General features: G+C 53.2%; 6 tRNA genes and 1 rRNA gene. All 7 read right to left on the reverse strand.

Features of this window, described 5'->3' with window-relative positions:
• Positions 1-4: 4 nt before the first annotated feature.
• Positions 5-93, reverse strand: a tRNA-Leu gene (locus AC3WSK_RS26500).
• A gap of 5 nt (positions 94-98) precedes the next feature.
• A tRNA-Gly gene (locus AC3WSK_RS26505) sits at positions 99-173 on the reverse strand.
• 46 nt (positions 174-219) lie between these two features.
• Positions 220-304 (reverse strand) — tRNA-Leu (locus tag AC3WSK_RS26510).
• Between the two features lie 21 nt (positions 305-325).
• Positions 326-401, reverse strand: a tRNA-Lys gene (locus tag AC3WSK_RS26515).
• A 7-nt stretch (positions 402-408) separates the two neighbouring features.
• Positions 409-484, reverse strand: a tRNA-Thr gene (locus AC3WSK_RS26520).
• A 3-nt stretch (positions 485-487) separates the two neighbouring features.
• Positions 488-563, reverse strand: a tRNA-Val gene (locus AC3WSK_RS26525).
• A gap of 10 nt (positions 564-573) precedes the next feature.
• Positions 574-649 (reverse strand): 5S ribosomal RNA (rrf, locus tag AC3WSK_RS26530); the annotation flags it as partial.

Raw genomic sequence — 649 nt, forward strand, 5'->3', positions numbered from 1 at the left:
AAAATGGTGCCGAGGGCCGGAATCGAACCGGCACGGTAGTCACCTACCGCAGGATTTTAAGTCCTGTGCGTCTGCCAGTTCCGCCACCCCGGCACATTTGGAGCGGAAGACGAGGTTCGAACTCGCGACCCCCACCTTGGCAAGGTGGTGTTCTACCACTGAACTACTTCCGCATGTGCATAAGATTTATTTATCCTGGCAATTATGAAATTTAAAATATGGTGCGGGTGAAGGGAGTCGAACCCCCACGCCTTGCGGCGCTAGATCCTAAGTCTAGTGCGTCTGCCAATTCCGCCACACCCGCATATTTTGTTGGCAATTTAAATGGTGAGCCATGAAGGACTCGAACCTTCGACCCTCTGATTAAAAGTCAGATGCTCTACCAACTGAGCTAATGGCTCAAAACTATGGTGCCGGCGATAGGAGTCGAACCCACGACCTACTGATTACAAGTCAGTTGCTCTACCAACTGAGCTACACCGGCAAATGGTGGAGGATGACGGGCTCGAACCGCCGACCCCCTGCTTGTAAGGCAGGTGCTCTCCCAGCTGAGCTAATCCTCCTGGGTATAATGCCTAGCGACGTCCTACTCTCACAGGGGGAAGCCCCCAACTACCATCGGCGCTAAAGAGCTTAACTTCCGTGTTCG

Source organism: Lysinibacillus sp. EB271-A1-10B (genome assembly GCF_058791335.1).